The sequence below is a fragment of the Caulobacter sp. D5 genome (assembly GCF_003185805.1).
Classification (GTDB): Bacteria; Pseudomonadota; Alphaproteobacteria; order Caulobacterales; family Caulobacteraceae; genus Caulobacter.
In genome coordinates, this window is the sequence record NZ_QHJY01000444.1 from 1 (window position 1) to 6,425 (window position 6,425).

At 70.1% G+C, this 6,425-nt stretch carries 8 protein-coding genes; 3 read left to right on the forward strand and 5 right to left on the reverse strand.

What is annotated here, in order from left to right; genetic code table 11:
* Nucleotides 1-61 precede the first annotated feature (61 nt).
* Nucleotides 62-559, reverse strand: coding sequence for an SRPBCC domain-containing protein (locus DMC18_RS23185; RefSeq protein WP_110120594.1), 498 nt, complete (start codon nucleotides 557-559; stop codon nucleotides 62-64).
* Nucleotides 560-663: 104 nt separating this feature from the next.
* Between DMC18_RS23185 and DMC18_RS23190 the strand changes: the two genes are divergently transcribed.
* Nucleotides 664-1,584, forward strand: a complete 921-nt coding sequence (locus tag DMC18_RS23190; RefSeq protein ID WP_110120593.1) for a LysR family transcriptional regulator — start codon at nucleotides 664-666, stop codon at nucleotides 1,582-1,584.
* 75 nt (nucleotides 1,585-1,659) lie between these two features.
* Nucleotides 1,660-1,908: a hypothetical protein gene (locus DMC18_RS23195; protein WP_110120592.1), complete on the forward strand. Its 249-nt coding sequence runs from the start codon at nucleotides 1,660-1,662 to the stop codon at nucleotides 1,906-1,908.
* Here DMC18_RS23195 and DMC18_RS23200 read toward each other — a convergent pair.
* The 3 genes from DMC18_RS23200 to DMC18_RS23210 all read right to left on the reverse strand — a co-directional run bounded on the left by DMC18_RS23200 (nucleotide 1,905) and on the right by DMC18_RS23210 (nucleotide 4,169).
* Nucleotides 1,905-2,429: a DUF805 domain-containing protein gene (locus DMC18_RS23200; RefSeq protein WP_110120591.1), complete on the reverse strand. Its 525-nt coding sequence runs from the start codon at nucleotides 2,427-2,429 to the stop codon at nucleotides 1,905-1,907. The genes DMC18_RS23195 and DMC18_RS23200 overlap by 4 nt on opposite strands.
* A gap of 116 nt (nucleotides 2,430-2,545) precedes the next feature.
* Nucleotides 2,546-3,553: a cobaltochelatase subunit CobS gene (gene cobS / locus DMC18_RS23205; protein ID WP_110120590.1), complete on the reverse strand. Its 1,008-nt coding sequence runs from the start codon at nucleotides 3,551-3,553 to the stop codon at nucleotides 2,546-2,548.
* A gap of 241 nt (nucleotides 3,554-3,794) precedes the next feature.
* Nucleotides 3,795-4,169 carry an RcnB family protein gene (locus tag DMC18_RS23210; protein ID WP_110120589.1) on the reverse strand — a complete coding sequence of 125 codons (375 nt, stop codon included), beginning with the start codon at nucleotides 4,167-4,169 and terminating at the stop codon, nucleotides 3,795-3,797.
* A 162-nt stretch (nucleotides 4,170-4,331) separates the two neighbouring features.
* Between DMC18_RS23210 and DMC18_RS23215 the strand changes: the two genes are divergently transcribed.
* A complete protein-coding gene (locus tag DMC18_RS23215; protein ID WP_110120588.1) occupies nucleotides 4,332-5,105 on the forward strand; it encodes a phosphatase PAP2 family protein in 774 nt (257 codons plus the stop codon).
* An 88-nt stretch (nucleotides 5,106-5,193) separates the two neighbouring features.
* Here DMC18_RS23215 and DMC18_RS23220 read toward each other — a convergent pair whose 3' ends face one another.
* Nucleotides 5,194-6,285 (reverse strand): DUF2336 domain-containing protein, encoded by a 1,092-nt coding sequence (locus tag DMC18_RS23220; protein ID WP_110133351.1) that lies wholly within the window; start codon nucleotides 6,283-6,285, stop codon nucleotides 5,194-5,196.
* Nucleotides 6,286-6,425: the final 140 nt, after the last annotated feature.

A 6,425-nucleotide genomic window follows, 5' to 3' on the forward strand; every position in this document is an offset into this window, starting at 1 on the left:
GGAAGCTGAAAACGGCCCCCCTCCGGCCCTCCGGGCCACCTCCCCCAGAGGGGGAGGATCTTTAAGCGCGCGCCGCTTTCGCCAGGCCGTCGAGCCACGCCTGGTGCGCGTTGAGCATCGGGTTGGGCAGGGTCGCGGCCAGGTCGCGGGCGGCCTGACCGTTCTGGGTTTCCTGGGTCAGGATCCGCACGCGGCCGCCGTCGAGGTCTTCCACCAGCCAGGCGTGGTGGACGTCGAGGCGAGCCTCGCCCTCGACCCAGCCGTGCCAGGCGATGCGGGCCGGCTGGCCGTCCTGCGGGGGAACGAACTCCACGACCTCGCCCTCCACGAGAAAGCCGAAGGTGGTGAAGCGGAAGCGCGCGCCGGCGGAAAGCTCCGGACCCGGACCGTCGTGGAACAGGATGTCGGCGGCGTTCTCGTAATAGGTCGGCCAGGCCGTCGCCGTGGCCAGCAGCGGCCAGACCCGGGCGGCGGTCAGGCCGGGGACGATGATCTCGTTGGAGACGAAGTTGTCGGTGGTCCCGGGCAGGTAGCCTTCGGGCCAGTGGATGGCGTGCATGGGGGAAACCTCGGTGGCGGGGACGGGGGCGTCCCTGGACGAGGTGTCAGATGCGCTTCGCCACGCTATAAGGCCAATCGCCATTCGGTATCGGATCCATAACGATGCGCGATATCAAGACGCTCGACCTCAATCTTCTGAAGACGCTGGACGCCCTGCTCGACACCCGCAGCGTCACCGCCGCCGCCGATCGCCTGGGCCTGACCCAGCCGGCGGTGAGCGGCATGCTGGCCCGCCTGCGCGACGCCTTCGACGACCCGCTGTTCGTCCGCGCCCGCCGGGGCGTGACGCCGACCGATCGCGCCCTGGCCCTGGCCGGCCCGGTGCGCAAGGTGCTGGCCAGCGTCGAGACCCTGCTGCGCCCGGCCGCCTTCGACCCGGCCACGGCGGCCTTCACCCTGACCCTGGCGGCCACCGACTATGCGCTGGAAGCCATCGTCGCCCCGTTCATGGCGCAGCTGCGCCGCCGCGCCCCGAACCTGGTCGTCGCCGTCAAGCCGCTGGACGACGCCAGGGTGCTGGGCCAGTTCGAGCGCGGCGAGGTCGACATCGCCTTCATGACCCCGCAGACCAGCCCGCCCGAACTGCACGCCCGCGCCCTGTTCGACGAGACCTATGTCTGCGCCCTGCGCGCCGATCATCCGGACGCCGCCAAGCTGGATAAAGGCGGTTCCATTTCGCTCGACCGCTTCTGCGCCCTGGACCACGCCCTGGTGTCCTATTCGGGCGAGCCGTTCCTCGGCGTCACCGACGCGGCCCTGGCCCAGCTTGGCCGCACGCGCCGGGTGGCCCTGTCGGTGACCAGCTTCCTGATCCTGCTGAAGCTCTTGCGCACCACCGACCTGATCGCCGTGGCGCCCCGCCGCCTGGTCGAGGACGCGCCGGGCCTCGTCTTCCGCGACCCGCCGGTCGAAATCCCCGGCTTCACCAAGACCGCCGTCTGGCACGACCGCACCCACCGCGACCCCGGCCGCCGCTGGGCCCGCGACCTGCTGTTCGAGACGGCGGCGGCGAGCGTCGGCTAACCGACCAAGCCAGGCCTTGGTTTCTGATATGACCGTTTCACCGAGGGCGCGGCGTCGTCCCGGGGAGGGGCGGCCATGGTCGAGCGCGACTTCTGGTCCTGGAGCGTCGGCTGCGAGGCCTGCGGCACGCGCGGGCGCGTCGATCTATCCGAATGGGACGACCCCCTGGCCGAGCCCTACGGCTTCCGGGTCGACGTCGTCTCCCCCGGCTTCGTCGTCAAGCATTACGGCCGGACCGGCCTCGACACCGCCATCGCCTGCGCCTCGTGCGGCGCGGTGGTCAGGGACGTGCTGGGGCGGCCGGGCGAGACGCCCCAGCCCTAGGCCGCCGCCCCATAACGGTTCGCGCCCGCGTCGCTGTCCTTGACCAGCAGGATCAGCAGCATCAGCAGCGAGGCCAGATAGGCGAGGTTGTTGAGCAGCAGCACGCCGAACAAGACCAGCACCCAGGTCGGCGGCGGGCTCTGGGTCAGGAGCTGGCCGAAGAGGATGGGGATCAGGGTCGTCCCCACCGACAGGAAGGCCAGCGTCGGCGCGGCCCACAGGCCCGAGCGTCCCCGATCGTGCAGCCGGCGCACGACGGCGGCGGCCAGCAGGGCGACCATGGCCAGGGCGCCCAGCCGCACCGTCCAGAACATCGGCGCCAGCAGGGCCAGGTCGTCCTGCGGCGTCGACTGGATCGAGACCTGGGTGAACAGGGACGTGAAGGCCAGGGTGTTGAGCGCGCCGATCGTCACGAAGCCCAGCGCGAGCACGGCGCCCGCATAGGGCCAGGACTGCCGGCGCCGGTCGCGGCCGGAAAAGCGGGTCAGGCTGGTCAGGTTGTGGCGCAGGGAGGTCAGCATCGGGCGTCCGGTCAAGCTTGAAGCCCAAGGTTTAGGGCCGCCGGCCGTTCGCGCAAAGAAAAAGGCGGCCTCCTCGCGGGTGCCGCCTTTCGATCTTTCCGGACGGGAAGGGGCCCTTAGGCCACCTTCACCCGGGCGGCGCTTTCGGGCAGGTCCTGGCCGAAGGCGCGCTGGTAGAACTCGGCGACGGTCGGGCGCTCCAGCTCGTCGCACTTGTTGAGGAAGGTCAGGCGGAAGGCCAGGCCGATGTCGCCGTCGAAGATCTCGGCGTTCTGGGCCCAGGTGATCACCGTACGCGGGCTCATGACGGTCGAGATGTCGCCGTTCATGAAGGCGTTGCGGGTCATGTCGGCCACGCGGACCATGGCCGCCAGGGTGCGCTTGCCCTCGGCGTTGTCGTAGGACGGGTTCTTGGCCAGCACGATGGCCGCCTCGACGTCGTGGTCGAGATAGTTCAGCGTCGTGACGATCGACCAGCGGTCCATCTGGCCTTGGTTGATCTGCTGGGTGCCGTGATAGAGACCCGTGGTGTCGCCGAGACCAATGGTGTTGGTCGTCGAGAACAGCCGGAAATAGGGATTGGCGCGGATCACCCGGTTCTGGTCGAGCAGGGTCAGCTTGCCGCCGGCCTCCAGCACGCGCTGGATGACGAACATCACGTCCGGACGGCCCGCGTCGTATTCGTCGAACACCAGGGCGATCGGGCGCTGCAGCGACCAGGGCAGGATGCCTTCGCGGAATTCGGTGACCTGCTTGCCGTCCTTCAGGACGATGGCGTCCTTGCCGACCAGGTCGATGCGCGACACGTGGCTGTCGAGGTTCACGCGGACCAGCGGCCAGTTCAGGCGCGCGGCGATCTGCTCGATGTGGGTCGACTTGCCGGTGCCGTGATAGCCCTGGACCATCACCCGGCGGTCCTTGGCGAAGCCGGCGCAGATGGCCTTGGTCGTCTGCGGGTCGAAGCGGTAGGCGCTGTCGATCTCCGGCACGTGGCTGTCGCGATGGCTGAAGGCCGGAACCTTCATGTCGCTGTCCACGCCGAAGGCGTCGCGAAGCGTCACCCACTTGTCCGGGGCCAGGGTGATCAGGGGATCGGCGGCGTGGCTGTCGGTCAGTTCGGGCATGTTTTCCGATTAGCGCTTCGACCCCCGGGAGGGGAAGGGGTTTTCTTGCCCTCTCCCTGAAGGGAGAGGTGTCCGCGAAGCGGACGGAGAGGGAAGCGGCAGCGAAGCTGGCCGGCGTCTCGAAAGCTGAGAACGTCCCCCCTCCGGCCCTCTGGGCCACCTCCCCCAGGAGGGGGAGGGTTCAGAACGACGAAAAGGCGGCGGATTGCTCCGCCGCCCCTCGCATGGGACTGGAAAGTCCTTAGTGGTTGGCGATGATCACCGAGGCGATCAGGCCGGTGGCGACGGCGGCCAGGACGTACTGGTCGTTCACGCGCTGCCAGCGATAGCCGCGGGGCGGCTGGCGCAGGCCGTGACGGCGGTAGTCCTTCACGTAGTAGCCGTCGCCGCGATAGCGGGCGTCCAGGCGCTGGCCCTTGGCCCAGCGGCGGGCTTCGCGGCGATCGTCGCGACGGTCGTCACGGCGTTCCTGGCGGGCCTGGTCCTTGCGGCCCTGCTCGTAGGCGCGCTGCTGCTCGTAGCGGTCGTCGTGGCGGGGCTGGGCCATGGCCGTCCCCGACAGGGCGGTCCCGGCCAGCAGCGAGGCGGCGACGGCGGTGATGATGAGACGCTTCATGGCGTAGTCCTTTCCTTCGATGTCCCCACCTTAGACAGGTCGTTTTGGACTGGTGATGAACGGCGAAGATCAGGAACGGTTCATGTTTCATTCATGAAATATTGTAGCAATACCTGCGCTATTCGAGTTGCGCCGATCGGCGATTTCGCGCGTTGAGGGCGCATGACCCTGAAGCTTCGCGACAATCTCCGTTTCGACCCGCGCCGCGACCTGCCCGTGCTGTTCAAGGCCGCCCGGCGCGAGCTGGCCGCCACCGCCGCCCTGCTGGTGGCGGGCCTGGGCCTTCTGGCCTTCCTGAACATCGCCGACGAGGTGGTCGAGGGCGACACCCGCCAGCTCGACCTGACCATCCTGCAGTCCCTGCGCCTGCCGGGCCAGCCGCACCAGCTGGTCGGTCCGGAGTGGCTGCACACGGCCGCCGCCGATATCACCGCCCTCGGCTCGGTGACGGTGCTGACCCTGCTGGTGATCCTGGCCCTGGCGGTCCTCGCCAGCCTGCGCCGCTGGGCCGAGGCGCTGGTGGTGCTGGTCGGGGCGGCCGGCGGGGTGGTGATCAGCCAGGGCCTCAAGCACCTCTTCCTGCGCGAACGCCCCGACCTCGTCTACCGCGCCGTCGAGGCGGCCAATCCGAGCTTTCCCTCCGGCCACGCCATGCTGTCGGCGGTGGTGTTCCTGACCCTCGGAGCCCTGGCCGCGCGGTTTTCGCAGAAACGCCGGCTGAAGGCCCTGGCGCTCGGCGCGGCGGTGTTCTTCTCGGTGCTGGTGGGCCTCAGCCGGATCTATCTCGGCGTCCACTGGGCCAGCGACGTGCTCGCCGGCTGGTGCGTCGGCGCCGCCTGGGCCATGGCCTGCTGGCTGGCCGCGTGGGGGTGGGGACGGTTTTCAAATCCTCCCCCTGAAGGGGGAGGTGGCCCGGAGGGCCGGAGGGGGAAGTAGCCGCTGGGGTCGATGGCGTCGCTGACGTGGGAGGTCACATCCCCCTCCGTCGGCTTCGCCGACACCTCCCCCTTCAGGGGGAGGATCTTTAAGCCGCCGCCACGGCCCCGGTCTTGCGCCGCATGCGCCAGAACCGGATCGTCCGCAGGGCGCTCTCGCGGGGCAGGGCGGCGTAGAGTTCGCCATAGGCTTTGGCCTTGCCCATCACCTCGTCCGACGGATCCAGGATCAAGAGGGCGAAGGTCAGGAACAGGGCGCGGTCGAAGTCGGCCGCCTTGCAGACCACGGCCAGGCCGTCGAGCTCCTTGCGCTCGAGGATCTTGCGGGCGGTGTGGAAGTCGATCTCGGCCATGTCCGACAGGGCGCCGAGAAACAGGGTGGTCTGCTTGGCGCGCAGCATGCCGGCCAGGGCCTGGGGGGTGACGCCGCCGCGGGCCTTGATCTTGGCGAACTCGGCCATGGCCGCGTCGTAGTCGGCCGGCAGGGCGCCGTCGCGGGCGGCCAGGCGGTTGCGGCCGGCGGCCAGGGCCGCCTCCAGCACCGCCGGGTCCAGCGCCTCGTTGCGGGCCATGATCCGGTCGCGCAGCCGCGCCTCGGCCACGAAGTACATCTCGTTGAGCAGGTCGACCGGCAGGCTCTGGCGATCGATCACCGCCTCGTGCAGGGCCGGATTGGCCTGGGCGCGGTCGACCACGGTCTCGTGCGCCGCGCGCGACAGTTCCGCGCCCTCGTTGCGGATCAGCACGCCCAGGGTGTCGTCGTCGCCGCGCGCCACGATGGCGTCGGAGACGGCGCTCGACACGCGGGCCCGGCTGGAGATCGCCCGCAGGTGCTCCTGACCCTGCGTCTGGGCCACGTGCAGCAGGTCGGCGTCCGACAGCGTCGCGGCCCCCGACAGGATCGGGCTGGCGACGGCGATGCTGTCGCTGATCAGGTTGCGGGTCAGGGCCGGCGGTGGGCTGGCCGACTGCCCCAGGCGCTCGGCCAGCTCGACCCGGACGGCCTCTTCCATCTCGCCGGCCAGCTGGCCCATGACCTGGTCGAACAGGCCCATCTCGACGGCCCCGTGGTCGTCGGCGGTGAAGAACAGGTCGGTCACCCCGCGCAGCAGGTCGCGGCGGCGGGCGCTGGACGGCTCGTCGGCGAGGGCGATCAGGTCGTGCAGCCGCGATTGCAGCATCAGAGGTCGCTCTCCTCGGCGGTCTTTTTCTTCTTGGTCGGCGCGTCGCGGCCGGCCTCCTGGGCGGCCTCGGCCAGCCACGCGGCCGAGCCGTGGTCGGGCTCGCCGTCATCGGCGGGCGCGGTGGCGACGGCGGCCGG

Excerpts from the sequence above, each read along its gene's own strand:
- DMC18_RS23185 (WP_110120594.1), bottom strand. The coding sequence starts at position 559 with ATGCACGCCATCCACTGGCCCGAAGGCTACCTGCCCGGGACCACCGAC.
- DMC18_RS23200 (WP_110120591.1), bottom strand. The coding sequence starts at position 2,429 with ATGCTGACCTCCCTGCGCCACAACCTGACCAGCCTGACCCGCTTTTCC.
- DMC18_RS23195 (WP_110120592.1), top strand. The coding sequence starts at position 1,660 with ATGGTCGAGCGCGACTTCTGGTCCTGGAGCGTCGGCTGCGAGGCCTGC.
- DMC18_RS23190 (WP_110120593.1), top strand. The coding sequence starts at position 664 with ATGCGCGATATCAAGACGCTCGACCTCAATCTTCTGAAGACGCTGGAC.
- DMC18_RS23215 (WP_110120588.1), top strand. The coding sequence starts at position 4,332 with ATGACCCTGAAGCTTCGCGACAATCTCCGTTTCGACCCGCGCCGCGAC.
- DMC18_RS23220 (WP_110133351.1), bottom strand. The coding sequence starts at position 6,285 with ATGCTGCAATCGCGGCTGCACGACCTGATCGCCCTCGCCGACGAGCCG.
- DMC18_RS23210 (WP_110120589.1), bottom strand. The coding sequence starts at position 4,169 with ATGAAGCGTCTCATCATCACCGCCGTCGCCGCCTCGCTGCTGGCCGGG.
- cobS (WP_110120590.1), bottom strand. The coding sequence starts at position 3,553 with ATGCCCGAACTGACCGACAGCCACGCCGCCGATCCCCTGATCACCCTG.